A 23,581-nucleotide genomic window follows, 5' to 3' on the forward strand; every position below is an offset into this window, starting at 1 on the left:
TCGGATTATTCCTTTGCGAGCGGGCCGGAGGCGGGGCTGGCGTCCACCTCGACTTTTTCCCCGGGACGGGCGTGTTGCAGACCTTCGACGACAATGCGGTCGCCGGGCTTGAGGCCGCTGCTGACCACCCATCGGTCCTCGATCACCGCGCCCAGCTCCACCGGCTGCAGGCTGACGGTCTGCTCGGCGTCCAGCAGCAACACCATGGGGATGCCGGCGCTGTCACGGGTGATGGCGCGTTGCGGCACGCTGATGCCTTGCTGGTCGACGGCCTGCTCCAGGCGCACCCGCACGAAGCTGCCGGGCAGCAGGTCGAGGTCGGGGTTGGGGAACTCGCTGCGCAGGATGATCTGGCCGGTGCCGGGGTCGACGCTGATCTCGGCGAACAGCAGCTTGCCGGGCAGCGGATACAGGCTGCCGTCATCCTGCACCAGCGTGGCCTTGGCCTGGTCCTCGCCGACCTGCTTGAGGCTGCCGGCGCGGAAGGCGCGGCGCAGGTCGTTGAGTTCGCGGGTGGATTGCGTCAGGTCGGCGTGGATCGGGTCCAATTGCTGGATGATCGCCAGCGGCGTGGCTTCGTTGAGGCCCACCAGCGCGCCCTCGGTCACCAGGGCGCGGCCGATGCGCCCGGAGATCGGCGCAGTCACGGTGGCGTAGCCCAGGTTCAACCGGGCGCGCTCGACGGCGGCCTTGTTGGCGGCGACGTCGGCGTTGGTCTGGCGTACGGCGGCGCGGGCGTTGTCGTAGTCCTGGCCGCTGATCGCGTTGCCTTCCACCAACTGGCGGTAGCGCTGCTCTTGCAGGCGCGCCTTGAATGCCTCGGCCTCGGCCTTGCTCAGGTTGGCCTGGGCGCTGTCGAGGTCGGCCTTGAACGGCGCGGGGTCGATTCGAAACAGCACGTCGCCCTGTTTGACGTCGCGACCTTCCTTGAACACTCGCTGCATCACCACGCCCGCCACCCGCGCACGCACCTCGGCAATACGCGGCGCGGCGATGCGCCCACTCAGCTCGCTGCTCAAGGACAGGGGCTTGGCGTGCAGGGTTTCGATACGCACCTTGGCCAGGGGCGCCTCTGGCGCTTCGGCGGCGGAATCGCCACAGGCGCTGAGGGCGAGGGTCAGGGCGAGGAGGCAAAATGGCGCAAACAGATTCTTCGACATGCTCGTATCCCAATAATGACCGCTGCATCCTAAGGTCACTGGGGTGGCCGTGCTGTGAAGCAATGTAGGGGGTGTGTGAAGAAGTGTAAGGTGCGGCACATACGCTACTGAGGACGTATATCCTGCAACACTCGAGATCCCCTGTGGGAGGGGGCTTGCTCCCACCTGGGATTTATCTGCCACCCATCACTGTATTTTTTCTGGAAACACTGTCATGCCCAACATTCTGCTGGTGGAAGACGACGCCGCGCTCTCCGAGTTGATTGCCAGCTACCTGGAGCGCAATGGCTATCAAGTCAGCGTGCTCAGCCGTGGCGACCTGGTGCGCGAACGAGCGCGCCAGAACCCGCCGGACCTGGTGATCCTCGACCTGATGCTGCCCGGCCTCGACGGCTTGCAAGTGTGTCGGCTGTTGCGCGCCGATTCGGCCTGCCTGCCGATCCTGATGCTGACCGCCCGCGACGACAGTCACGACCAGGTGTTGGGCCTGGAAATGGGCGCCGACGACTACGTCACCAAACCCTGCGAGCCCCGCGTGTTGCTGGCCCGTGTGCGCACCTTGCTGCGCCGCAGCAGCCTGTCCGAACCGCAAGTGGCCAATGACCAGATCCAGATGGGCAACCTGTGCATCGACCTGTCGGAGCGCAGCGTGACCTGGCGCGGCCAGGCGGTGGAACTGTCCAGCGGTGAATACAACCTGCTGGTGGTGCTGGCGCGGCATGCCGGCGAGGTACTCAGCCGTGACCAGATCCTGCAACGCCTGCGTGGCATCGAGTTCAACGGCACCGACCGTTCGGTGGACGTGGCCATCTCCAAGCTGCGCCGCAAGTTCGACGACCACGCCGGCGAAGCGCGCAAGATCAAGACCGTATGGGGCAAGGGTTACCTGTTCAGCCGCTCCGAGTGGGAATGCTGACCCATGTTTCGTGTACTCCTGCGGCTTTACCTCATCACCATCGTCACCTACAGCGCGGCGATCTTCCTGATTCCCAAGCTGGTGATCCAACTGTTCGAACATCGCTACCTCGACTACAACATCGAGCAGTCGCGCGGTATGCAGAAGCTGATCGTCAAGCAGTACCTGCGTGCACCCGTGGAGCATTGGTCCGAGGTGACCGAGCACCTGAACCAGGATTTCGCGCCGCTCAAGGTCAAACTGCTGCTGCGCCAGGACGCCAGCTATTCAACCGCCGAAGAACAGCTGTTGGCGCAGGGCAAACCGGTGATCCGCCTGGGGGAGTGGGGCTGGATGGAGGACATCAGCTCGCCGATCAACGAGCGATTCGTGGTCAAGCTGACTATCCCCCCAGACCCGCTGGACATGAACCTGCTGTACTGGTCGATGAACGTGCTGATCGGCGCCGCCTTGCTGGCGTGTCTGCTGGTGTGGCTACGGCCGCACTGGCGTGACCTGGAGCGACTGAAAAACACCGCTGCGCAACTGGGCAAGGGCAACCTGGCTGAGCGCACTGGCATTCCCGCCAGTTCCAACATCGGCAGCCTGGCGTCGGTGTTCGACACCATGGCCAACGACATCGAACACCTGCTCAACCAGCAACGCGACCTGCTCAACGCCGTGTCCCACGAACTGCGCACGCCACTGACCCGCCTGGACTTCGGCCTCGCGCTGGCGCTGTCCGAAGACTTGCCTGCGGCCAGTCGCGAGCGTCTGCAAAGCCTGGTGGCGCATATTCGCGAGCTGGATGAGCTGGTGCTGGAACTGTTGTCCTACAGCCGTCTGCAAAACCCGGCGCAATTGCCGGAGCGGGTGGAGGTGGTGCTCGACGAATTCATCGACAGCGTGCTGGGCAGCGTCGACGACGAACTGGAAAACCCCGAGATTGTGATCGACGTGGTGCTGGACTGCGCCGTCGAACGCTTCAGCCTCGACCCGCGGCTGACGGCCCGTGCCCTGCAGAACCTGCTGCGCAACGCCACGCGCTACTGCGACAAGCGCATTCAAGTGGGGGTGAAGGTCGGTGCCGATGGCTGTGAGATCTGGGTGGACGATGACGGCATCGGCATTCCCGTGGACCAGCGCGAGCGTATCTTCGAGCCGTTCTACCGCCTCGACCGTAGCCGCGATCGCGCCACCGGCGGTTTCGGCCTGGGCCTGGCCATCAGCCGGCGCGCCCTGGAAGCCCAGGGCGGCACCTTGACGGCATTGGCCTCGCCCTTGGGCGGTGCGCGGTTCCGGCTATGGTTGCCTGGCGCCGTCTGATCAAAGCACCTTGACTGCACGGCCGATGGCCTGGATCGGCCCCGTTGGTTTACCGGTAGGCGAGCCTTGCGGACCTTCCAGCGTCAGCTCGAACAGTTGATTGGGCGCCAGCGGCGGCAACTGGTCGAGCGGGACCGACAGGGTCTGCCCCGGTTTGACCAGGCCTAGGGACACCGGTCCCTGCCAGCCATCACCCTTGGTCCAGAACTCCAGGGCCTTGTCCGCCGGCACTTCCATCACGCCCAACGGGATCAACTGTATCTGCTGGTCGTTGCTGGCCTGGATCACCCAGCCCGGCGCCTGGCTTTGCGGGGCCACCAGCACCACCACGAAAGTCGGCTCGGCGCTGGGCGGACGCGTCAGCAACAGCACGGCGAGCGCCAGGCTGGTCACCAGTCCGGCACCGGCCAGGCCGCGCCACAGGGCCAGCAGGTTCCACCACGGCGTGCGGACGCCGACGAGATGGCTTTCAATCCGCGGCCACAGTTGAGCAGACGGTTGCACCGGTGCGGCCAGCGCGGTCAGCGGCAGCAGGCGTTGCTCCCACGCATCCACCGCCGCGCGCAGTTCGGCATCCTGCGTGAGGCGTCGTTCCACCTCGGCCCGCTGTTCGGCGGGGAGGGTGCCCAGTACGTATTCACTGGCCAGTTCGTCGAGGGTGTCACTCATGCCATGCACTCCCGCAGCGCGGCGAGGCTACGTTTGATCCAGGCTTTGACGGTGCCCAGGGGCGTGTCCAGTTTCTGCGCGATTTCACTGTGGGAAAAACCGTCGACATAGGCATGCAGGATGCAAGTGCGACGGGCCGGGTCGAGCTGTTCCAGGCAAGTGTGGATCTGCCCGGTGCGCGCGCTGAATTCAAAGGCTTCGGCGGGGGCAGCGAGTTGTTCGTGTTCATCGCCCAGTGCCACTTCGCGGTAATGGTTGCGCACGAAATTGAGGGCCTGGTGGCGGGTAACGCTGTAGATCCAACCGCGTGCTGAACCACGGGCAGGGTCAAAACTGCCAGCGCCGCGCCAGATCTTCAGAAAGGCGTCATGCACAATGTCTTCGGCCAGGGCCTTGTCGCGGATGATGCGCAAGGCCACCCCGAGCAGGCGGCTGCTGTCTTCTTCATACAACTGGCGCAACGCACGTTGATCGCCACGGGCGCACGCCAGCAAACACGCTTCATAATCAAACACCGTCGCAAACCTCTCCCCAGGACTGTGTAGGAGCGAGTTTGCTCGCGAAGCTCTCACAGACGCCGCCGTTATCCAGCATAGGCGCGTCGTCGTAGAGGATTTTCGCGAGCAAGCCCGCTCCTGCATACAGAAGGGCAGCGTAGCTTACTTGGCGGCCCAGAAGATGTAATCGGCCTGATACTTCACCACTTCCTGCTTGCCCTTGTTGGCTGCCGTGCATTCGCTGCTCGGTGCCACGCCACCCTTGAGGGCAACCCGCTGGATGTAGGTCACGCCCGTCATCGCGCCTTTGCCTTCAGCCGGATTGGCCTTGACCAATTGATACGGCAGGTTGCCGGCACTCGACGGCGCCACGGCCAGTTGGGTGCCGGTGACTTTCGAACCGTCCTGTGCCTGCCAGGTCGCCGGTGGGCCGAAGTAGGTGCCGACTTGTTTACCGCTGCGATCATTGAGCACGGCCTTCGGGCCGACGAAGGTCCATTCGGTCTGACCGGCGGCGTTGGCTTTGTCTTTGCACTCGTAGGTGATTTCGCCCACGCCTGTAGTCTCCAGTGCAACCTTGTTGCCGTCCGGCACCTTGACGGTGTCGGGCAGGCCCGTCTGGGCGAAAGCGGCCGGGGCAGCGAGGAGGGCGGTCAGGCAGAGCAATGCTTTAGCGTTCATGGGTGTTTCTCCATTGGATAGAACAGCAGGGTTGCTGCTGGTACTACGCGGGAGCCTGGGAAACGGATGCACGGGATTGCAAATAAAATCGCGTAAAGACAAAAAGATCTAAAGTAAGACCATATTGATATAAGTCGTTATAAGAAAAATCGCTATCCTGCCGCCAGAAATTTATAAGGCCGCAGGTAGCTGTAATGGATGTGGGTAATGTTGGTTTCGTGGTTGCTGGCCTGATCGTTGGATTTATCGTAGGCATGACCGGTGTTGGAGGAGGCTCGTTGATGACGCCGATCCTGTTGTGGTTCGGTATCAACCCGGCCACCGCCGTGGGCACCGACTTGCTCTACGCCGCCATCACCAAGTCCGGTGGGGTGCTGGTTCACAGCAAGAACAAGAACATCGATTGGACCATTACCGGTTGGCTCACGCTGGGCAGCGTCCCGGCGGTGTTGCTGACCCTGTGGTTCCTCGCCAGCCTGCACACCGACCCCAGCGCCATGAACGCGGTGATCAAGCAGGCGCTGGGCGTGGTGTTGCTGCTGACCGCCCTGGCGATCCTGTTCAAGAAAAGCCTGCTGGCCTTCGCCCAGCGGCATGCGGGCGACGACTACCACATGAGCCCGCGCAACCTGAACGCGCTCACGGTGGTGACCGGCGCGATCCTCGGCACCATGGTGGCCCTGACCTCCATCGGCGCCGGCGCCCTGGGCACGGTGGCGCTGTTTATCCTGTATCCGTTCCTTGCCACTCGCCGCCTGGTGGGTACCGAAATCGCCCACGCCGTGCCCTTGACCCTGGTGGCAGGCCTGGGCCACGCCAGCATGGGCAACATGGACTGGCACTTGCTGGGCTTCCTGTTGATGGGCTCGTTGCCGGGCATCTACATCGGCAGCCACATGACCGGCAAACTCCCGGACGGCGTGCTGCGCCCGTGCCTGGCCGTGATGCTGATGGCCATCGGCTACAAACTCGCTTTCTAAGCCGCCCCCCAGTCAATCTCAGGTTTTTGCCGGGCCATTGCCGATCTGCCACACAAACGGCGGCTCGGCGCCATTGACCACCCAGTCCCCGACAATGCGCGCCTTGTAGATCACCGGATTGTGCGACGACACCGTCCGTGCATTGCGCCAGTGCCGGTCGAGGGCCTTGCCCTGGCGCACATCCGATGCCCCCAGTGCATTGAACAATTCACTGGTGGCACGCTGGATCAACCCGGACACCACCACCTGCGCCGTTGCCGATTCAATTTCGGCGGCCACGTTGGCTTCACGCTCCAGCCCCTCATCCCCGCCAAACCGCGCCACATACGCGCGCTGCGCCGGCAGCGTGGCCTTCAATGCGCTGGCTTCGGCCGCGTAGACCAGGGCGGCGACTTCGCCCACCACCTGCTGAACCTGTGAGTCCTGGCTGACATGGCTGGCATTGCCATGGCTGTAAATGCGTTGGCGGCTGCGCACCTGGTGGGCCACGTCGCGCAAAGCGGCCCGGCCGATACCGGCCAGGCTGGCCAACAGCACCAACTGGTAGAACGCGGTCTGGTATTTGAACCGGGTGGCGAAATCAATGATGTTTTCCGCCTCCACCACGGCGTTGGTAAACCGCGAGGTGCCGCTGCCGGTGGTGCGCTGGCCGAAGCCGTCCCAGTCATCGCTGTGCTCCACGCCGGGCTGGCGCGCGCGCGTCGCGGCGATGACGTCGCCGCCGGTGTCGCTGCGCTGGGCGTAGACGTCGATCCAGTCGGCGAAAATGCTGCCGGTGCTGTAGAACTTTTCACCGTTGAGTGTCCACTGGTCGCCGTCCGGGCTGACTTTGGTGATCACATCGCCGATGGCAATCGCGCCCACTTCGGTCCAGGCGCAACCGACGATGTCGCCGTCGACGAAGCGCTTGAACCACAGGTCGCGGCCTGCACTCGGCGCAGCGTTGAGGCGATCTTCGACAAATGCGAAATGCCCGCGCAGGGCCTGGGGCACGTTGGAGTCGGCTTCGGCCAGTTCGATCAGCAACTCGAACAGTTGCGGCAACGAAGCCCCGCCACCGCCGTATTCCACCGGCACCCGCACGGCGCCGAAACCGGCCTCCTTGAGCCACTGGATCGGCGCATGGGGCAGCTCGCGGCTCTGTTCCCGCGCCACGGCGCCGTCGGCGATGCGTTGGAAGATCGGCCGGAAACGAGCGGCCAGGGCAGGGTAATCGACGCCGAGGGACAGCGGATTGATGACGTGTTGTTCGGTCATGGGCGGACGGCTCCGAGGCAGTGATCATTAACGGAGGTGATTGCACACTCCGTGCCGGGTGCCAGGGCCTGTATTCATTGGCGTTTGGCGCTCGCGACTGTTGCCCCAGCAACAGCACATCGACAAACCGGCGCGGTCTGCGACAGCTGCGTGCGGTTGCGCTGTTTCCGGCGAGGCCGCTGGCACCGGCGTTTTCCCATGCCTGGCACGCTTGCTGCTCCACGCTCGGTACATCCCTGTGCATGAGGTACCGTCCGATGAGTCAGCAAGCCGTGAAATTTGCCTATTGGGTGCCCAACGTCAGCGGTGGGCTGGTGGTGAGCAAAATCGAACAGCGCACCCACTGGGGCATCGACTACAACCGCAAACTGGCGCAACTGGCCGAAGCCGCCGGCTTTGAATATGGCCTGACCCAGATCCGCTTCACCGCCGGCTACGGTGCCGAGAACCAGCATGAATCCGTGGCGTTCAGCCATGCATTGCTGGCGGCGACCACCACACTCAAGGTGATCGCCGCGATCCTGCCCGGCCCCTGGCAACCAGCCCTGGCAGCCAAGCAACTGGCGACCATCGACCAGCTCACCCACGGACGTATCGCGGTGAACATCGTCAGCGGCTGGTTCAAGGGTGAATTCCAGGCGATTGGCGAGCACTGGCTGGAGCATGACGAGCGCTATCGACGCTCCGAAGAGTTCATCCGCGCGTTGAAGGGCATCTGGACCCAGGACGACTTCACCTTCAAGGGTGACTTCTATCGTTTCAACAACTACACCCTCAAGCCCAAGCCCTTGGGCCAGCCGGAAGTGTTCCAGGGCGGCAGTTCACGGGCCGCGCGCGACATGGCGGCGCGGGTGTCGGACTGGTACTTCACCAACGGCAACACCCCGGAGGGCATCAAGGCCCAGGTCGATGACATCCGCGCCAAAGCGGCGGCGAACAATCACCGGGTCAAGGTCGGGGTGAACGCTTTCGTGATCGCCCGCGACACCGAAGAAGAAGCCCGCGCGGTGCTGGCCGAGATCATCGACAAGGCCGACCCGGACGCGGTGAATGCGTTTGGCGATGCGGCGCGGCAGGCCGGCAAGGCCTCACCGGAAGGCGAGGGCAACTGGGCCAAATCCAGCTTTGAGGACCTGGTGCAGTACAACGACGGGTTCAAGACCAATTTGATCGGTACACCCCGGCAGATTGCCGAGCGCATCGTGGCGCTGAAGGCGGTGGGGGTGGACCTGATCCTGGCGGGGTTCCTGCACTTTCAGGAGGAGGTCGAATATTTCGGCCAGCGCGTATTGCCGTTGGTGCGGGAGTTGGAGGCCAGCGCCTCGACCCAGCAGGTCGCCTGACGGGCAGGCGCCAGTTTTTGTGGTGCGCGGCTACGAGGAGGGGGGTTGCAAGGTCAGCACTTCAAAGCCATCCGCCGTCACTGCCACGGTGTGCTCCCACTGTGCCGACAGGCTGTTGTCCTTGGTCACCACCGTCCAGCCATCCTTGAGGCTGCGCACTTTCGAGCTGCCCTGGTTGAGCATCGGCTCCACCGTGAACACCATGCCTTCGCGCAACTCCAGGCCGGTGCCGGGCCGGCCGAAGTGAAGGATCTGCGGTTCTTCATGCATCTGCCGGCCAATGCCGTGGCCACAATAGTCGCGCACCACGCTGTAGCCATTGGCCTGGGCGTGGCTCTGGATCGCATGGCCGATATCACCCAGGCGGGCGCCGGGCTTGACCTGGCGGATACCGGCCCACATCGCCTCGAAGGTCTGTTCGACCAAACGCCGGGCTTTGGGGGCCACGGTGCCGATCATGTACATCTTGCTGGAATCGGCGATGTAGCCGCCTTTTTCCAGGGTGATGTCGATGTTGATGATGTCGCCGTCCTTGAGGACTTCCTTCGCGCTTGGCATGCCGTGGCACACCACCTCGTTGATCGAGGTGTTGATGCAAAACGGGTAGTCGTATTGCCCCAGGCTGGCCGGGCGGGCCTTGAGTTCGTTGCGGATGAAGGCTTCCACGGCGCTGTCCAGCTCCAGGGTGGAGCGGCCAGCGGCGACGAACCCGTCGAGCATGGTAAAGACCTGGGCCAGCAGGCGCCCGGATTCACGCATCAGCGCCAGCTGCGCCGTGTTCTTGATCATCAGCTGCGCCCCCGGATCAGGTCGGGCTTGTCCAGCAACAGTTTGTTGATCAATTCGTGGTAGGGCAGGCTTGGGTTCAGCTCGGCGAGCAGGCCGATCTTGATCCAGAACTCGGCCTGGGCGTTGATCGAGCGGTCCATGGCGGCGCTTGCCATGCGCAGTTGTTCGTGCAGTTGGTCGGTGATCTTGACGATGCCCATGAGGTTCACTGTGCTGGATTGATAGATGAAGCGTATACGTTTCGTATGCCGAGAGTAAACATTTTGTTGACGTCATTGGTTGCCGCCGGGTAAGTTCGGTGCATGACTTTCCAAGCCTTTCGCAGCCAGCCAAGCATTATTACCGCCATTCCTCATATGGCGGGATAGCACACGGCTGCACCCAAACCCGCCCTAGAGGCGGGTTTTGTTTTTCCGTCTCCAGCGCCCTTTTTGCAAAGCCAGGAGACACCCATGAACACCCGCACCCTCGACACGGCCCTGCTTGAACACTATGTGAAAAAGATCCTCGCTGCGCCGGTCTACGACCTGGCGGTGCGCACGCCCCTGCAAGCGGCACCGGCCCTGTCGGCGCTGCTGGGCAACACGGTGCTGCTCAAGCGCGAGGACCTGCAACCGACCTTTTCCTTCAAGATCCGCGGGGCCTACAACAAGCTGGTGCAACTGAGCGAAGCGCAGAAAGCCCGGGGCGTGGTCACGGCTTCGGCCGGCAACCATGCCCAGGGCGTGGCGCTGGCGGCGCGGGAGCTGGGGATCAGCGCGCGGATCGTCATGCCCGCTACCACACCGGAGTTGAAGGTACTGGGGGTGCGGTCGCGGGGGGCCGAAGCGGTGTTGCACGGCGAGAGTTTCCCGTTTGCCCTGGCCCATGCGTTGCAACTGGCCGAAGCCACGGGTTGCACCTTTGTGTCGCCGTTCGATGACCCGGAGGTGATCGCAGGCCAGGGCACCGTGGCGATGGAGATCCTGCGCCAGCAGCAAGGGCCGCTGGAAGCTATCTTCGTGCCGGTGGGCGGGGGTGGCCTGATCGCCGGTATCGCCGCCTACGTCAAGTACCTTCGGCCTGAGGTGCGCATCATTGGTGTCGAACCCGAAGGTTCCAGTTGCCTGTTGGCGGCTCTGCAGGCGGGTGAGCGAGTGGTGCTGCCGAGTGTCGACGGGTTTGCCGACGGCACGGCAGTCGCGCAGGTGGGCGCCCATGGCTTTGATATCTGCCGGGACTGGGTGGATGAGGTGCTCACCGTCAGCAATGACGAGCTGTGCAGCGCGATCAAGCTGATCTACGACGACACCCGTTCCATCACCGAACCGTCGGGCGCGTTGGCGGTGGCCGGGGTTCGCACGTATGTCGCTCGTCATGGGGTACGTGGAAAGACGCTGGTGGCGATCAATTCAGGCGCCAACATCAACTTTGATAGTTTGCGACATGTTGCAGAAAGAGTGGCGGCTTACACGGCTGCATGATTAAACGGGCGGGGTTAAACGTTTAATCCTGGCCGTTCGACGACGATTAAACCTGTCCATGTTTAATGCGCCGTGAGTTATATAACAACAGTGTTTACTTATGAGGAAAAGTTACAACGGCAGCGAATCCTGCCGAGTAATCTTGGGCACTACAAGCGCCTGCCAAGGTTGGCGAGGCGCTGTCTCAACCCCTGATTGGCGGTCTCATCAAAGGAGAGGTTGTCCATGCTTTCAGAACTCGAACTTCGCAGCATTATTGAAGGAAGTTTCCTGCCCAAACGGTGCGAATGCATCAAAGCCGAAGACGCTTCGCTGACGATCAAAGTCTATGACGACATTGACCGTGACCGAGTTGATTTGGAAGTCAAAGGTATAAACGCTGACAAACTCGACAGCAGTCGAGCCATCTGCAACCTGATAACCGGGTTGCGTGAAGACCTCAAGCACAACCATCCGCCCGTCCTGCAAAGAACGGCAGGTCGGGCCTTGCATTAGACCGAAGTGTGCGCTTGAGCGGCGGTAGAGCGGTGGGCCTGGAGAAATGCCAGGCCCAACATCGCCTCTGTTGCCACTGCCAGCAGGATGCCGGGTCCGGCATTGCCGCTGAGCCAGTCACTGAATCCCAATATGCCCAACATCAGGCAGCCGGTGCTGAACCCTGCGGTCATGGCGCGTCGTGTGTCTGAGGGTGGCGCGTGGCGAGCGCGGTAGAACATCACACCGATGGCCAGGAACAGCGCGGCATTGCGGCGGGACACCAGCCCGGTGGCGCTGGAGTACTCCACGCTCCACATCCACAGCAACAGGTTGGGACGCAGGCCCCAGGCCATGGCGAGGGCGAAGCAGAGCAGGGCGGTAAACGTGGCGAGGGAGCGAAAACTCAGCATGGCGAATCCTTTCGGCCGTATGACAAGCGCGCAAGCCTACTCCCTTTTCCCCGATTCCTACAGTTGATCGCGATAGGGCAGGTCCGGACCGGTCTTGGTGCAGGTCAGTGCAGCAGCACGAACAGCAAAGCCCAGCATGCTGTCGATCTGCGCCCGCGTCAGTTGTTGCAGGCCCTGCACGGAATCCAGCTGCTGCTCGGTCAACCAGGCAATCAAGGCCGCCTGGAAGGTATCGCCAGCCCCCACCGTATCGGCCATGGCGATGGTGACGGCGGGTGCCGACCACGTGCCGTGCTGACGGCTGAATACGCTGGCGCCATCGCCGCCCCGGGTCAGAAACACCAATTGGCAACGGTGCTGCAACCAGCCCTGCAGCACGCTTTCCGGCGATTGGTCGGGGTAGAGCAGGTGCAGGTCTTCGTCGCTGACCTTGATCAGGTCGGCATGCTTGACCAGTTCCGCCACGCGGTCCCGCCACTGCTGGATATCCGGCTGCGGGTTAAGGCGCACGTTGGGGTCGAGGCTGATCAGGCGTTTGCCACTTTCGCGCCGGACCAACTGCAACAAGGTGTCGCCGATTGGCTGCACCACCAGGGAAAACGAGCCCACATGCAGCCCGCGAATGTCTTCGCCCAGCGCCGGCAAGTGTGCGACTTCCAGCAGTCGGTCGGCGCAGCCTTCGCCGCGAAAGTTGTACTGCGGCGAACCGTCGGCACCCACGGCCACCATCGACAGGGTGGTCGGCGCCGCAAACTCCACCAGGAACTGCTCGCTCACGCCTTCATCCCTGAGCACCTGCAGCAGGCGCCGCCCGAGAAAATCCGTGGACAACCCGCCAAACAGCCCGGCGTTGATGCCCAGGCGGCGCAGCCCCACTGCGACGTTGAAGGGCGAACCACCGGCGATTGCCTTGTAATTGACCGTGGAAGCCTGCCCGCTGGCACCCTCCTCGCTGAAAAAATCGAACAGCGCTTCGCCACACACCAGATACATAATCGTTCGCTCTTAAAGGGTTGCCACGAGCCGCTGGTAGCGCTCGTAAGCCTGTTGATAGGCACCGACGTTGGCCGCCACCGGCAAGGTGCGGCTGGCGGAGTCGACGCTCACGCATTTGTCGCACAGGCGGGTCAGCGACTCGCCGGACCGGCTCCACGCGGCCTGGATCGCAGCGCCCAGGGCGGCTGCTTCCGGCTGTTCGGTGCAGACCACTTCGGTGTTCATGATATCGGCGACCATCTGCCGCCATACCGGGCTTTTCGAGCCGCCGCCGATCAGGCGAATGCTCTGGCTTTGCAGGCCGGTCTGGCGCAACAGGTCGAGGCCATAACGCAGGCCGAAGGTGGTGCCTTCGACCACCGCGCGGCACAGGTTGGCGCGGGTCAGGTTGGACATGTTCAGGCCGTGCAGGCTGCCGGTGGCGTGGGGCAGGGCGGGCACGCGTTCGCCGTTGAGGAAGGGCAGCATGCTCACCCCGTCCGCGCCGATGGGGGCCTGTTCGACCAAGGCGTTGAAGGCCTCCAGGTCCAGCTCGAACAGCTCGCGCATCACCCCGGTGGCGTTGGTCAGGTTCATGGTGCAGATCAGCGGCAACCAGCCGCCGCTGGACGAACAGAACGTGGCCACGGACGCTTGCGGGCTCACATTGGCCTGATCGGCAAACGCATACACCGTGCCCGATGAGCCCAGGCTCATGGTGATCACCCCTGGCGCAATATTGCCGGTGCCGATGGCGCCCATCATGTTGTCGCCGCCGCCGCTGGACACCTGGGCATTGGGGTTGATGCCCAGGCGTTCGGCAATGGCGGGCAGCAGCGTGCCGACGTTTTCGTCAGCCTCGATCAGGGCCGGCAAGGCACGTTCCAGCCGACCACTGGGGTCGATGTGCTGGAGCAGCGCCACGTCCCATTCACGCGTGCGTACATTGAAATAACCGGTGCCCGACGCATCGCCGTATTCGGCGACGGCACGGCCGGTGAGCCAGTAGTTGAGGTAGTCATGGGGCAGCAGGATATGGGCAATGCGTGCGAACACCTGCGGGTGTTGCTCCAGGGTCCACAGCAGCTTGGAGACCGTATAGCCCGGCGCAATCGCCACGCCGAGGCGTTCCAGCGAGCCGCTTTCACCGCCCAGGTAGGCCAGCAGGCGGTCGTTTTCCGGCGCGGTCTCGGTGTCGCACCACAGCTTGGCCGGGCGCAGGACCTGGCCGTTGTCATCCAGCAGGACCAGGCCATGCTGCTGGCCGGACACGCCGATGCCGAGGATGTCCTGACCCTCTACGCCGGCCTGTTGCAGGGCGCGGTGGGTGGCGTCGGTGAAGGCGTCGAGCCATTCTTCGGTGTGTTGTTCGCGCCGGCCGTTGGCGCCACTGATCAAGGTGTGCGCGGCAGCGCCCAGGCCGAGTACCTTGCCGCTGGTGGCGTCGAGGACGATGGCCTTGGTGCCCTGGGTACCGCAGTCGATGCCGAGGTAGAGGTTTTGCTGGGTCATGGTGGAGTGCTCAGCAGTATTATTTTTTTGGGTTGGAAACTCGGTCAAATGTGGGAGCGGGATTGCTCGCTCCCCCATGGTTAAGCCAGTTTCTTCAGCAGGTTTTGCAGGGTCGCTGTGACGCCGTTGTCGCGCAGGCTTACATAACACCGCTCGAACGCTGCCACAAACTCAGGCGAATTGGGAATAGCCGTGCCGAAAATCTCTTCCACCCCCAGCAAGCGCTTGCTGATCAAGGCCTCATCGCGCACGAGGTCCTGGCAGAACTCGGCACGCGGGTCGGGGATCTTGTAACTCACGCCGTTCTCATCCACGCCCTTCAAGTACAGCGCCCACGCCGCCACGACCAGCGCTGCACGCTCGGTCTCGCGGCCATCGGCGATCAAGCGGTTGATGGTCGGCACGGTGAACTTGGGAAACTTCGACGAACCATCGGAACATACCCGCTCCAACTGGTCCGCGATGGCCTGGTTGGAAAAGCGATCCACCAGCGTCTGTTTATAGTCGCTAAGATCGATGCCCGGCACCGGAGCGAGGTTCGGGGTGACGTCCAGGTCCATATAGGCGCGCATGTAGGCGACAAACACCGGGTCATTCATGGTCTCGTGCACAAACCGATAACCCTTGAGAAAACCCAGGTACGTCAGCGCCAGATGGCTGCCGTTGAGCAGGCCGATCTTCATCTCTTCATAGGGCGTCACGTCGTCGGTGAACTGCACCCCGACGTTTTCCCAGGCCGGACGGCCGTTGACGAATTTATCTTCCAGCACCCACTGCACAAACGGCTCGCACACCACTGGCCACGCATCGTCGATGCCGTGCTCGTCGTGCAATTGCAGGCGGTGGGCGGTGCTGGTCATCGGCGTGATGCGGTCGACCATGGCATTGGGGAAGCTCACGTTGGCCTTGATCCAGTCATGCAGCTCGGCGTCGTGCAGCGCCGCGAATGCCAGCAAGGCCTTGCGGGTCACCGCGCCGTTATGCGGCAGGTTATCGCAGGACATCACGGTGAACGCCGGGATGCCGGCGGCGCGACGTTGGGTCAGCGCCGCACAGATGAAGCCGAACACGGTTTTCGGTGCCTTCGGGTGGGCCAGGTCGTGCTGGATCTGCGGCAGGTGGGCCATGAACTCGCCGTTGCTGTCGTCGATGCAGTAGCCGCCTTCGGTGATGGTCAGCGAGACGATACGGATCTCAGGGCTGGCCAGTTTGTCGATCAGCGCCTGGGCGCTGTCCTCGGCCAGCAGCATGTCGCTGATGGCGCCGATCACGCGCACTTCGGTGTCGTCGGTGTCACCCAGTTCATACAGGGTGAACAGGTAGTCCTGGCCGGCCAGGTCGTCGCGGGCCTTGCGGTCTTCACTGCGCAGGCCGACGCCACAGATGCTCCAGTCCAGCCCTTCGCCAGTGTTCATCAGCGCATCGGTGTAATACGCCTGATGCGCGCGGTGGAAACCACCGACGCCGATGTGGGCGATGCCCTGGGACGTGTGGGTATACGTGGGCAGTTGCACCTGCGGTGCCAGTTGGCTGAGGTTCTGTTTATTCAGTTTCATCACAAATCTCGCAGATCAGGCGGCAGCGCGCAGTGGGCGGGCCACGGCCACGCCGTCGGTGTCGAACAGGTGGCAGTGCGCCGGGTCGAGGTGCAACTGCAGGGTTTCGCCGTACTGGCTGGCCATGTCGCCGCGAATCCGCATGGTCAACGGCTCGCCGTTGGCGGTGTTGACGTGGCAGAAGGTGTCGCTGCCCAGACGCTCGCCAACGTCGGCGGTGACGGTGAGGGGGGTCTGGCCAGGGCTGGCGATTTCCAGGTGTTCCGGGCGGATGCCCAGGGTCACGGCGCTGCCCACGCTCAAGGTAGAGCCGCTGAGCGGCAGGCTGATCAGGGTGCCGGCGTCCAGCTGCACGTCGCAGCCCTGGCTGTCGACGCGGGTGACCTTGCCCTTGAGAAAGCCCATTTTCGGCGTGCCCAGAAAGCCCGCCACAAACAGGTTGGCCGGCTGGTGGTACAGCTCCAGCGGCGAGCCGACCTGTTCGATACGGCCACTGTTGAGCACCACCACTTTATCGGCCAGCGTCATGGCTTCGACCTGGTCGTGGGTCACGTAAATCATGGTCGCCTGCAGTTCTTTGTGCAGGCGCGCGAGTTCCAGGCGCATCTGCACGCGCAGGGCGGCGTCGAGGTTGGACAGCGGTTCGTCGAACAGGAAGATTTTCGGGTTGCGCACAATCGCGCGGCCAATCGCCACGCGTTGACGCTGTCCGCCCGACAATTGCTTGGGCTTGCGCTCCAGCAACGGGCCCAGCTCCAGGATGCGCGCCGCTTCGTTGACCTTGCTCTCCACCAGTTTTTTATCGACGCCGGCCAGATCCAGGGCAAACGACATGTTTTTGCGCACGCTCATGTGCGGGTACAGGGCGTAGGTCTGGAACACCATCGCCAGGTCGCGCTTGGCCGGGGTCACTTCGGTGATGTCGCGGCCATCCAGTTCGATGGTGCCTTCGCTGACTTCTTCCAGGCCGGCGATCAGGCGCAGCAGGGTGGACTTGCCGCAGCCCGACGGGCCGACGAACACCACGAACTCCTTGTCGTTCACTTCCAGGTCGATGCCTTTGATGATCGAGAAACCTTCGAAGCCTTTTTGCAGATTCTTGATTTTCAGGTTGGCCATGATGGGCCTCCGCTTGGAATTATTATTTAACGGCGCCGAAGGACAAACCGCGCACCAACTGTTTCTGGCTGATCCAGCCAAAGATCAGGATCGGCGCGCAGGCCAGGGTCGAGACGGCAGACAATTTGGCCCAGAACAAGCCTTCAGGGCTGGAGTAGGACGCGATCAACGCGGTCAGTGGCGCGGCATTCGACGAGGTCAGGTTCAGCGACCAGAACGCCTCGTTCCAGCACAGGATCAGCGACAGCAATACCGTGGACGCCAGGCCGCCCTTGGCGATCGGCAGCAGGACGCGGACCATTTCCTGCCACAGGGTCGCACCATCGAGGCGGGCCGCTTCGAGGATGTCTTTGGGGATGTCCTTGAAGTAGGTGTAAACCATCCAGACCACAATCGGCAGGTTGATCAGGGTGTAGATGATGATCAGCGCAATGCGCGTATCCAGAAGGCCCATGCTCTTGGCCAGCAGGTAGATCGGCATCAGCACGCCCACCGGCGGGAGCATCTTGGTGGACAGCATCCACAGCAACGTACCTTTGGTGCGCTGGGTTTCGTAGAACGCCATGGAGTAGGCCGCGGGCACCGAAATCAGCAGGCACAGGGCGGTGGCGCTGAAGGAAATCAGCACCGAGTTCCACGCGTAGCTGAAGTAGTTGCTGCGCTCGTTGATGTGCAGGTAGTTCTCCAGCGTCGGCGTGAAGATGAACTGCGGCGGCGTGGCGAACGCGTCGATTTCGGTCTTGAAGCTGGTCAGCACCATCCAGAAGATCGGGAAGAAGATCAGGATCGCGATGGCCCAGGCCAATGTGCCGAGCAACAGGCTTTGCAGCCGGCGGGATTGTTGAAGCGTCATGGCGCGGCCCTCAAGGCTTGTCAGTCAGGTTTTTGCCGATCATCCGCACCAGGATGATCGCCGCGATATTGGCGATGACCACGGCAATCAAGCCGCCCGCCGAGGCCATGCCCACGTCGAACTGCACCAGCGCCTGGTTGTAGATCAGGTACGCGAGGTTGGTCGAGGCGTAGCCCGGACCACCGTTGGTGGTGGTGAAGATTTCGGCGAACACCGAGAGCAGAAAGATCGTCTCGATCATCACCACCACGGCAATCGGCCTGGCCAGGTGGGGCAGGGTGAGGTGCCAGAAGATCGCGATGGCGCCGGCACCGTCCAGGCGTGCGGCTTCCTTTTGTTCCTGGTCGAGGGACTGCATGGCGGTCATCAGCAACAGGATCGCGAAGGGCAGCCATTGCCAGGACACAATGATGATGATCGACAGCAACGGGTAGTGCGCCAGCCAGTCCACCGGCTCGGCACCGAAAAACTTCCACACGGCGGCGAGCACGCCGGACACCGGGTGGAAAATCAGGTTCTTCCAGATCAGCGCACCGACGGTGGGCATGATGAAGAACGGCGAGATCAACAGCACCCGCACCAGGCCGCGACCGAGAAACTCGCTGGCTTCGAGCAAGGCACTGATCAAGACGCCGAAGACCACGCTGATCAGCAGCACGCTGCCCACCAGCAAGAGGGTGTTGGTGGCGCCGGGCAGGAAGCCCGAATCGGTGACGAAGTAGGCGAAGTTCTCCAGCCCGACGAACTCGTTTTCACCGGGGTAGAGCAGGTTGTAGCGGATCAGCGAAAAGTACAGGGTCATGCCCAGCGGCACGATCATCCACAGCAGCAGCAGGGCCACCGAAGGGCTGACAAGGAACCAGCCGGGGTTGGCCAGACGGTTTTTGGCGGGTGTATTCATGGTATTCACGACCGGTACAGAGCAAGAATCGGAGTGCGGTCAATGTGGGAGGGGGGTTGCCCCCGATAGCGATCTACCAGTTGATGAGTCTTTGCCTGATACACCGTCATCGGGGGCAGGCCCCCTCCCACATTTGACTGTGGGTGGCCTGCTTTATTTGGGGTAACCGGCCCGCTTCATCTCACGCTCGGTGGTGGTCTGCGCAGCGGTGAGTGCCGCGTCGACCGTTTGCTGGCCAGTCAGCGCACCCGAGAAGAACTTGCCGACCTGGGTCCCAATCGCCTGGAACTCAGGAATGGTCACCAACTGGATGCCGATGTACGGCACCGGCTTGAGCGTCGGCTTGGTTGGGTCCGCGACTTTCAGCGATTCCAGCGTCACCTTGGCAAACGGCGCGGCCTTCATGTACTCGTCGCTGTAGGTCGATTTGCGCGTGCCTGGCGGCACGTTGGCAACGCCGTCGGTCTTGGCGACCAAAGCGCCGTATTCCTTGGACGTGGCCCAACTGGTGAACACCTTGGCGGCGTCCTTGGCCTTGGAGCTGGTAGGGATTGCCAGGCTCCAGGAATACAGCCACGACGTGCCCTTGTCGGTCTTCTCGTGCGGGGCGAAGGTGAAGCCCACATGGTCAGCCACTTTGCTCTGGGTCTTGTCGGTGACAAACGAGCCGGCCACGCTGGCATCGACCCAGATCGCACACTTGCCGCTGTTGAACAGCGCCAGGTTTTCGTTGAAGCCGTTACTCGACGCACCCGGCGGGCCGGATTTCTTCATGTTGTCGACGTAGAAGTTCAGCGCATCTTTCCATTCAGGTCCGTTGAATTCTGGTTGCCACTTTTCATCGAACCAGCGCGCACCGTAGCCGTTGGCCAGGGTGGTGATCAGCGCCATGTTCTCGCCCCAGCCGGCTTTGCCGCGCAGGCACAGGCCGTATTGCTCCTTGGTCTTGTCGGTGAGCTTGCTGGCGAATTCGCCGATCTGCGTCCAGGTCGGGTGCTCGGGCATGGTCAGCCCGGCGTCCTTGAACAGGTCGGTGCGGTAATAGGTGATCGAGCTTTCGGCGTAGAACGGCAGGGCGTACAGCGAACCCTTGACGGACAAACCGTCACGTACAGAAGGGAAGACATCATCAAGGTCGTAGGACGCCGGCAGATCCTTCATCGGCTCCAGCCAACCCTTGGCGCCCCACAGTGCAGCTTCGTACATGCCGATGGTCAACACATCAAACTGCCCGCCCTGGGTGGCGATGTCGGTGGTCAGGCGCTGGCGCAGCACGTTTTCTTCGAGCACCACCCAGTTCAGCTTGATCTCCGGATGCTCGGCCTCGAAGGTTTTCGAGAGCTTCTGCATGCGGATCATGTCGCTGTTGTTGACGGTGGCAATGGTCAGGGTCTGCGCGCCAAGGCTGACGGCGCTGATAGTCAAGCAGGTGGATGCAAGCAGTACTTTTGCTGTGAACTTCATCGCGCACTCCATTTCCGCGCCCAGGGGGCTACAGAAGGACAGTTATTGTTGTTGTGTCTTCCTACAAGCAGTCAGGAAGAGTGTGCGTCGATTACAGCCTTGAAATGGCAATGTGACAAATCCTTGGGAGCACTGGGACTGATACTTTTTTGCACTGCTTCATGATCGCTGCCACGCCGTGCATGGGAACGATCAAACCGGTGGGTGTTGAGTTCAGGCCAGGTTTTGTTCGGTCAGGCGCTGCACCGCCAGGCGGCGGTAGTGGGATGGGGTCATGCCCTTGAGTTGCTGGAAGCGCCGGTTGAAGTTGGAGATATTGTTGAATCCCGACTCGAAACACACATCGGTCACGGCTTTGTCGCCGTCTGCCAGGAGTTCGCAGGACTTGCTGATGCGCAGCCGGTTTACAAATTCGATGAACGTGCGCCCGGTAGCCTGCTTGAACACGCGGGAGAAGTACGTGGGCTTCATCCCCAGGTGTTCCGCCACTTCTTCCAGCGGCAATTCCCGCGCGTAGTGGGCAAAGATGTAGTCCACCGCGCGGTTGGTGCGGTCGATGCTGTGCTCGTCGGCCAATTGCGGCGTGGTGACGCCTGAGAGCAGCTGGTAGTCCTCGCACGCACTCAACACTTCCAGCAGGATAAAAAAGTGCCCCAGCCGCGCCATGCCCTGGGCGTCCTCGATACGTTGCATCAGGGCCATGGCCTGGGCGATGGTCTTTTTACAGCGAAACTCGATGCCGTACTGCGCGCGTTCCAGCAACGGGGCGAGGCTTTTGAGCTCGGTGAAGATGTGGCTGCCTTGCTCGAACAGCTCATCGGTGAAGTTCACCAGCATGTCGCGCTTGGGCACCACTTCGTCTTCGTCCACCTGGCTGATCCAGTTGTGGGGCAAGTTGGGGCCGGTGAGGAACAGGCTTTCCGGGTAGAAATTGCCGATGTAGTCACCGATGAACACCTTGCCGGAGCTGGCGACGATCAGGTGCAGCTCGTATTCCTTGTGGAAGTGCCAGCGCACCAGCGGGCAGGGGAAACCGTGCTGGCGATAGATGATGGACAGGCCGTTGTGGTCGTCCATCAACTCGTAGGAAGGGTCGGTGATGCGCGCTGCTCGGGTCATGCTGCCGTCGCTTTATTGTTGGTTGCGACCCGAATAATGCCCCTATGCGTGTAAGCCTGCCAGCGCCGATGTTTATACGATGCGGTTTTTCGCCTCGATCCACTGGGACATGTACTGCGTACTTTTATGCGCGTGGTGACGCAGCATGCTGCCGGTGAAGTTGTCCCGGCGATGGTCGGCTAGCCGGCGACGGCATTGTTCGAGGCAGTCCACCAGCGTCGGGCCGTGCAGGGTCTTGTCATAACGCCCCGCCAGCAGTTGGCGCCCGCGCGCCTGGGCCTGGGTCCAGCGCGCGCAGTCCTGGTACAACGCCACGGCGGCGTCGGCCAATGCCTGTGCGCTCTGCTCGATGGCGCCCGGCCACGGCTGCGCATCGCCCATGGCTTCGGCGCCGACCGGCGTGGTGACGCTGGGCGTGCCACAGAGCATTGCGTCCACCAACTTGCCCTTGATCCCGGCGCCGAAACGTAGCGGTGCCAGGCAGATGCGAGCCGCGGTCATCACCTGCAAGGCATCTTCGGCCCAGTTCATCACATGAAAGCCTTGGGCCGGATTGTGCAGGGCGGTGGCCTTCGGCGGCGTGTAGGCACCATAGATATGTAGCTGGACGCCCGGCAGTTGCTGGCGGATCAACGGCCACAGGCTGTTCTTCATCCACAGCACGGCATCCCAGTTGGGGGCGTGGCGGAAGTTGCCGATGCTGAGGAAGTGCGCGCGGTCGTCGAACGGTACAAAGGCCTGGGCGGGTGGCTCGATCATCAGCGGGCACCAGTGGAGCAGGGCGGCCGGCACCTTGAATTGCTCGGTGAGCAGGCGGATCTCCACGTCGGAGATCATCAGGCTGATGTCACAGCGGTAGATGGCCGCGATTTCACGCTTGGCAACGTCGGTGTCGGCCATCCGCTGGAATGCTTCTTCCAGGGCCGGGGCAAACAGCGGGCTGAAGTCGTCGCTGTCCGGGGCGGCCTTGAGGCGCTCCTTCAAGCGTTGCTGGCGGGCGTCGCGCAGGCTTTGCAGGTCGCTGGTCTCCAGTACGCGCAAGGCGGTGGGGCAGTGTTTTTCCACGCGCCAGCCGAATTGCTCTTCCATCATGAAGCGGTCGAACAACACGATGTCCGGGGCCAGTTCGCGAATAAAGTCGTCGAAACTGCTGTTATTGAGCTCGATTGCGCATTCGGCAATGCCCAGGGCGGGCAGGTCGGCCTTGTGTTCGCCGGTGGTTGCCGGGCTGCTGAAGGTAATCTCCCAACCTGCTGTAAGAAAACTCTCTAAGATCTGCATCATATGTCCGCCGGCGGCCGAGGAGCGGGGTTCCGGCCAGACGTAACCAATGACCAGGACTTTGGTGGCGGGCAGATTCATCGACAGCGGTTTCCTTGGAGGGCAGGTGAAAAACGCGCAATTAAACCACAACCCGAAGGCATGACAATTTGCGACTGGGCATAGGTAGCCACCGTACTTTGTGGTTAACTTCGGCCTCTCGAATTCGTTTAACCCAATACAGCAGAAGGATTCCGTTCATGGCTCAAGTCACCCTCCGTGGTAACCCTGTCCAGGTTGAAGGCCAATTGCCGCAAGTCGGCAGCCAGGCCGCTGATTTCACCCTGACCGCCGGCGATCTGTCGGACGCAACCCTGGCGACCTTCGCCGGCAAGCGCAAAGTGCTGAACATCTTCCCAAGCGTTGATACCCCGACCTGCGCCACATCGGTTCGCAAGTTCAATGCCCAGGCCAACGAGCTGGACAACACTGTTGTGCTGTGCATTTCCTCGGACCTGCCGTTTGCCCAGGCGCGCTTCTGCGGTTCGGAAGGCCTGGAGAACGTCAAAAGCCTGTCGGACTTCCGCAGTGCTGCGTTCTCGGAAGATTACGGTGTAAACATCGTTGACGGCCCACTGCGCAGCCTGACTGCCCGCGCCGTTGTCGTGCTGGACGAAAACGATAAAGTCCTGCACAGCGAACTGGTTGCCGAAATCGGCCAAGAGCCAAACTACGAAGCTGCCCTGGCAGTCTTGAAGTAACTGTTTCAACGCATGACTGTCGCCTGGCAGTAACACGCGTGCTACATGATTGCGGCCTGGCCTAGTCCAGGCCGTTTTCATTTAAGGGTCAAATGCTTAGCTGAATTAGCCAAT

The 23,581-nt window shown here is 62.3% G+C and carries 24 protein-coding genes; 7 read left to right on the top strand and 17 right to left on the bottom strand.

What is annotated here, in order from left to right; translation table 11 throughout:
• Window positions 1-5: 5 nt before the first annotated feature.
• Window positions 6-1,160, bottom strand: coding sequence for an efflux RND transporter periplasmic adaptor subunit (locus tag CQ041_RS22190; protein ID WP_105524432.1), 1,155 nt, complete (start codon window positions 1,158-1,160; stop codon window positions 6-8).
• A 214-nt stretch (window positions 1,161-1,374) separates the two neighbouring features.
• On the opposite strand from CQ041_RS22190, the gene CQ041_RS22195 reads away from it, so the two are divergent.
• Both CQ041_RS22195 and CQ041_RS22200 read left to right on the top strand, forming a co-directional pair.
• Window positions 1,375-2,076 (top strand): response regulator transcription factor, encoded by a 702-nt coding sequence (locus tag CQ041_RS22195; protein ID WP_105524431.1) that lies wholly within the window; start codon window positions 1,375-1,377, stop codon window positions 2,074-2,076.
• Window positions 2,077-2,079: 3 nt separating this feature from the next.
• A complete protein-coding gene (locus CQ041_RS22200) occupies window positions 2,080-3,381 on the top strand; it encodes an ATP-binding protein (RefSeq protein WP_105524430.1) in 1,302 nt (433 codons plus the stop codon).
• Here CQ041_RS22200 and CQ041_RS22205 read toward each other — a convergent pair whose 3' ends face one another.
• The 3 genes from CQ041_RS22205 to CQ041_RS22215 all read right to left on the bottom strand — a co-directional run bounded on the left by CQ041_RS22205 (window position 3,382) and on the right by CQ041_RS22215 (window position 5,228).
• The gene (locus CQ041_RS22205) at window positions 3,382-4,050 is read right to left on the bottom strand and encodes an anti-sigma factor domain-containing protein (RefSeq protein WP_105524429.1); all 669 of its coding nucleotides are present in this window, start codon (window positions 4,048-4,050) and stop codon (window positions 3,382-3,384) included. It lies immediately after the preceding gene.
• Complete coding sequence (locus tag CQ041_RS22210; RefSeq protein WP_181153949.1) at window positions 4,047-4,565, bottom strand: sigma-70 family RNA polymerase sigma factor; 519 nt, start codon at window positions 4,563-4,565, stop codon at window positions 4,047-4,049. Before CQ041_RS22210 ends, CQ041_RS22205 begins: the two co-directional genes overlap by 4 nt.
• 144 nt (window positions 4,566-4,709) lie before the next feature.
• On the bottom strand, window positions 4,710-5,228 hold the full coding sequence (locus CQ041_RS22215) for a DUF3455 domain-containing protein (RefSeq protein WP_105524427.1): 519 nt from the start codon (window positions 5,226-5,228) through the stop codon (window positions 4,710-4,712).
• Between the two features lie 194 nt (window positions 5,229-5,422).
• On the opposite strand from CQ041_RS22215, the gene CQ041_RS22220 reads away from it, so the two are divergent.
• A complete protein-coding gene (locus CQ041_RS22220; RefSeq protein ID WP_105524426.1) occupies window positions 5,423-6,208 on the top strand; it encodes a sulfite exporter TauE/SafE family protein in 786 nt (261 codons plus the stop codon).
• A gap of 18 nt (window positions 6,209-6,226) precedes the next feature.
• On the opposite strand, the gene CQ041_RS22225 is transcribed toward CQ041_RS22220, so the two are convergent.
• Window positions 6,227-7,465, bottom strand: coding sequence for an acyl-CoA dehydrogenase family protein (locus CQ041_RS22225; RefSeq protein ID WP_105524425.1), 1,239 nt, complete (start codon window positions 7,463-7,465; stop codon window positions 6,227-6,229).
• Between the two features lie 257 nt (window positions 7,466-7,722).
• Here CQ041_RS22225 and sfnG point away from each other — a divergent pair, with 257 nt between their 5' ends.
• Window positions 7,723-8,808, top strand: coding sequence for a dimethylsulfone monooxygenase SfnG (gene sfnG, locus CQ041_RS22230; RefSeq protein WP_105524424.1), 1,086 nt, complete (start codon window positions 7,723-7,725; stop codon window positions 8,806-8,808).
• A gap of 30 nt (window positions 8,809-8,838) precedes the next feature.
• On the opposite strand, the gene map is transcribed toward sfnG, so the two are convergent.
• Both map and CQ041_RS22240 read right to left on the bottom strand, forming a co-directional pair.
• Complete coding sequence (map, locus tag CQ041_RS22235) at window positions 8,839-9,597, bottom strand: type I methionyl aminopeptidase (protein WP_105524423.1); 759 nt, start codon at window positions 9,595-9,597, stop codon at window positions 8,839-8,841.
• The gene (locus tag CQ041_RS22240) at window positions 9,597-9,797 is read right to left on the bottom strand and encodes a ParD-like family protein (protein WP_105524422.1); all 201 of its coding nucleotides are present in this window, start codon (window positions 9,795-9,797) and stop codon (window positions 9,597-9,599) included. The genes map and CQ041_RS22240 overlap by 1 nt, the downstream gene beginning before the upstream one ends.
• Before the next feature lie 252 nt (window positions 9,798-10,049).
• Between CQ041_RS22240 and ilvA the strand changes: the two genes are divergently transcribed.
• Window positions 10,050-11,060, top strand: a complete 1,011-nt coding sequence (ilvA, locus tag CQ041_RS22245; RefSeq protein WP_105524421.1) for a threonine ammonia-lyase, biosynthetic — start codon at window positions 10,050-10,052, stop codon at window positions 11,058-11,060.
• 225 nt (window positions 11,061-11,285) lie between these two features.
• Window positions 11,286-11,555, top strand: coding sequence for a DUF1652 domain-containing protein (locus CQ041_RS22250; RefSeq protein ID WP_105524420.1), 270 nt, complete (start codon window positions 11,286-11,288; stop codon window positions 11,553-11,555).
• Here the strand turns inward: CQ041_RS22250 and CQ041_RS22255 are convergent.
• The 10 genes from CQ041_RS22255 to CQ041_RS22300 form a co-directional block, all read right to left on the bottom strand.
• On the bottom strand, window positions 11,552-11,947 hold the full coding sequence (locus CQ041_RS22255; protein ID WP_105524419.1) for a hypothetical protein: 396 nt from the start codon (window positions 11,945-11,947) through the stop codon (window positions 11,552-11,554). The two genes, CQ041_RS22250 and CQ041_RS22255, sit on opposite strands and share 4 nt — an antisense overlap.
• 57 nt (window positions 11,948-12,004) lie before the next feature.
• On the bottom strand, window positions 12,005-12,940 hold the full coding sequence (locus CQ041_RS22260; RefSeq protein WP_105524418.1) for a carbohydrate kinase: 936 nt from the start codon (window positions 12,938-12,940) through the stop codon (window positions 12,005-12,007).
• A gap of 12 nt (window positions 12,941-12,952) precedes the next feature.
• Window positions 12,953-14,434, bottom strand: a complete 1,482-nt coding sequence (gene xylB, locus CQ041_RS22265) for a xylulokinase (RefSeq protein WP_105524417.1) — start codon at window positions 14,432-14,434, stop codon at window positions 12,953-12,955.
• A gap of 80 nt (window positions 14,435-14,514) precedes the next feature.
• Window positions 14,515-15,990 carry a mannitol dehydrogenase family protein gene (locus CQ041_RS22270; RefSeq protein ID WP_105524416.1) on the bottom strand — a complete coding sequence of 492 codons (1,476 nt, stop codon included), beginning with the start codon at window positions 15,988-15,990 and terminating at the stop codon, window positions 14,515-14,517.
• Between the two features lie 15 nt (window positions 15,991-16,005).
• Window positions 16,006-17,109 carry an ABC transporter ATP-binding protein gene (locus CQ041_RS22275; RefSeq protein ID WP_105524415.1) on the bottom strand — a complete coding sequence of 368 codons (1,104 nt, stop codon included), beginning with the start codon at window positions 17,107-17,109 and terminating at the stop codon, window positions 16,006-16,008.
• Window positions 17,110-17,131: 22 nt separating this feature from the next.
• Window positions 17,132-17,962, bottom strand: coding sequence for a carbohydrate ABC transporter permease (locus CQ041_RS22280; RefSeq protein ID WP_105524414.1), 831 nt, complete (start codon window positions 17,960-17,962; stop codon window positions 17,132-17,134).
• Window positions 17,963-17,972: 10 nt separating this feature from the next.
• Window positions 17,973-18,863: a carbohydrate ABC transporter permease gene (locus CQ041_RS22285; RefSeq protein WP_105524413.1), complete on the bottom strand. Its 891-nt coding sequence runs from the start codon at window positions 18,861-18,863 to the stop codon at window positions 17,973-17,975.
• A gap of 153 nt (window positions 18,864-19,016) precedes the next feature.
• Entirely contained in the window at window positions 19,017-20,327 is a 1,311-nt protein-coding gene (locus CQ041_RS22290) for a sugar ABC transporter substrate-binding protein (RefSeq protein ID WP_105524412.1), read from the bottom strand.
• A 213-nt stretch (window positions 20,328-20,540) separates the two neighbouring features.
• Window positions 20,541-21,446 (bottom strand): AraC family transcriptional regulator, encoded by a 906-nt coding sequence (locus CQ041_RS22295; protein ID WP_105524411.1) that lies wholly within the window; start codon window positions 21,444-21,446, stop codon window positions 20,541-20,543.
• Window positions 21,447-21,518: 72 nt separating this feature from the next.
• A complete protein-coding gene (locus tag CQ041_RS22300) occupies window positions 21,519-22,808 on the bottom strand; it encodes a glycosyltransferase (RefSeq protein ID WP_105524410.1) in 1,290 nt (429 codons plus the stop codon).
• Between the two features lie 158 nt (window positions 22,809-22,966).
• Between CQ041_RS22300 and tpx the strand changes: the two genes are divergently transcribed.
• Window positions 22,967-23,467: a thiol peroxidase gene (tpx, locus tag CQ041_RS22305; RefSeq protein ID WP_105524409.1), complete on the top strand. Its 501-nt coding sequence runs from the start codon at window positions 22,967-22,969 to the stop codon at window positions 23,465-23,467.
• Window positions 23,468-23,581: the final 114 nt, after the last annotated feature.

Source organism: Pseudomonas sp. MYb60, from assembly GCF_002979555.1.
Taxonomy (GTDB): Bacteria; Pseudomonadota; Gammaproteobacteria; order Pseudomonadales; family Pseudomonadaceae; genus Aquipseudomonas.

Coding starts and splice junctions, on each gene's coding strand:
- CQ041_RS22190 (WP_105524432.1), bottom strand. CDS start 1,160: ATGTCGAAGAATCTGTTTGCGCCATTTTGCCTCCTCGCCCTGACCCTC.
- CQ041_RS22195 (WP_105524431.1), top strand. CDS start 1,375: ATGCCCAACATTCTGCTGGTGGAAGACGACGCCGCGCTCTCCGAGTTG.
- CQ041_RS22200 (WP_105524430.1), top strand. CDS start 2,080: ATGTTTCGTGTACTCCTGCGGCTTTACCTCATCACCATCGTCACCTAC.
- CQ041_RS22205 (WP_105524429.1), bottom strand. CDS start 4,050: ATGAGTGACACCCTCGACGAACTGGCCAGTGAATACGTACTGGGCACC.
- CQ041_RS22215 (WP_105524427.1), bottom strand. CDS start 5,228: ATGAACGCTAAAGCATTGCTCTGCCTGACCGCCCTCCTCGCTGCCCCG.
- CQ041_RS22220 (WP_105524426.1), top strand. CDS start 5,423: ATGGATGTGGGTAATGTTGGTTTCGTGGTTGCTGGCCTGATCGTTGGA.
- CQ041_RS22225 (WP_105524425.1), bottom strand. CDS start 7,465: ATGACCGAACAACACGTCATCAATCCGCTGTCCCTCGGCGTCGATTAC.
- sfnG (WP_105524424.1), top strand. CDS start 7,723: ATGAGTCAGCAAGCCGTGAAATTTGCCTATTGGGTGCCCAACGTCAGC.
- map (WP_105524423.1), bottom strand. CDS start 9,597: ATGATCAAGAACACGGCGCAGCTGGCGCTGATGCGTGAATCCGGGCGC.
- CQ041_RS22240 (WP_105524422.1), bottom strand. CDS start 9,797: ATGGGCATCGTCAAGATCACCGACCAACTGCACGAACAACTGCGCATG.
- ilvA (WP_105524421.1), top strand. CDS start 10,050: ATGAACACCCGCACCCTCGACACGGCCCTGCTTGAACACTATGTGAAA.
- CQ041_RS22250 (WP_105524420.1), top strand. CDS start 11,286: ATGCTTTCAGAACTCGAACTTCGCAGCATTATTGAAGGAAGTTTCCTG.
- CQ041_RS22255 (WP_105524419.1), bottom strand. CDS start 11,947: ATGCTGAGTTTTCGCTCCCTCGCCACGTTTACCGCCCTGCTCTGCTTC.
- CQ041_RS22260 (WP_105524418.1), bottom strand. CDS start 12,940: ATGTATCTGGTGTGTGGCGAAGCGCTGTTCGATTTTTTCAGCGAGGAG.
- xylB (WP_105524417.1), bottom strand. CDS start 14,434: ATGACCCAGCAAAACCTCTACCTCGGCATCGACTGCGGTACCCAGGGC.
- CQ041_RS22270 (WP_105524416.1), bottom strand. CDS start 15,990: ATGAAACTGAATAAACAGAACCTCAGCCAACTGGCACCGCAGGTGCAA.
- CQ041_RS22275 (WP_105524415.1), bottom strand. CDS start 17,109: ATGGCCAACCTGAAAATCAAGAATCTGCAAAAAGGCTTCGAAGGTTTC.
- CQ041_RS22280 (WP_105524414.1), bottom strand. CDS start 17,962: ATGACGCTTCAACAATCCCGCCGGCTGCAAAGCCTGTTGCTCGGCACA.
- CQ041_RS22285 (WP_105524413.1), bottom strand. CDS start 18,863: ATGAATACACCCGCCAAAAACCGTCTGGCCAACCCCGGCTGGTTCCTT.
- CQ041_RS22290 (WP_105524412.1), bottom strand. CDS start 20,327: ATGAAGTTCACAGCAAAAGTACTGCTTGCATCCACCTGCTTGACTATC.
- CQ041_RS22295 (WP_105524411.1), bottom strand. CDS start 21,446: ATGACCCGAGCAGCGCGCATCACCGACCCTTCCTACGAGTTGATGGAC.
- CQ041_RS22300 (WP_105524410.1), bottom strand. CDS start 22,808: ATGAATCTGCCCGCCACCAAAGTCCTGGTCATTGGTTACGTCTGGCCG.
- tpx (WP_105524409.1), top strand. CDS start 22,967: ATGGCTCAAGTCACCCTCCGTGGTAACCCTGTCCAGGTTGAAGGCCAA.